The sequence below is a fragment of the Mesorhizobium sp. Arg314 genome, from assembly GCF_053714275.1.
In genome coordinates this window covers 1-293 of sequence record NZ_JBSKBP010000324.1, presented here as the reverse complement: position 1 = coordinate 293, position 293 = coordinate 1, and the positions used below count along the sequence as shown (strand labels likewise).

Sequence of the window (293 nt, the reverse complement as noted above, 5' to 3'; positions counted from 1 at the left end):
GGCCCACAGGCCCGAGACGGAACTGCGCCCCTCAGCATCCACGGCCACACCGCCCATGTGATAGTGGGCCGCCGGACGCACCGGGATCGGCTTCACGGCTGGATCGATGCCGGCCTGCTTGCAAGTCGCATCGATCGCTGGGAAGCGCTTTGCGAATTTCGGGCCGAGTGATTGCCGGGCATCGAGAAAGACACGATGCCCGGCGGCGAGCTGATCGGAGATCGCCCGCGCCACCACATCGCGCGATGCGAGTTCGGCGCCGGGCGTGTCGGCAAGGAAGCGGTGGCCGTGCT

Annotated in this window: 1 protein-coding gene; it reads right to left on the bottom strand. The window is 67.9% G+C overall.

Going from position 1 to position 293, the window contains the following annotated elements:
* Positions 1-293 (bottom strand): FAD-binding protein (locus tag ACWGS9_RS36170; RefSeq protein WP_454509545.1); only part of this gene is annotated, 293 nt, incomplete at both ends.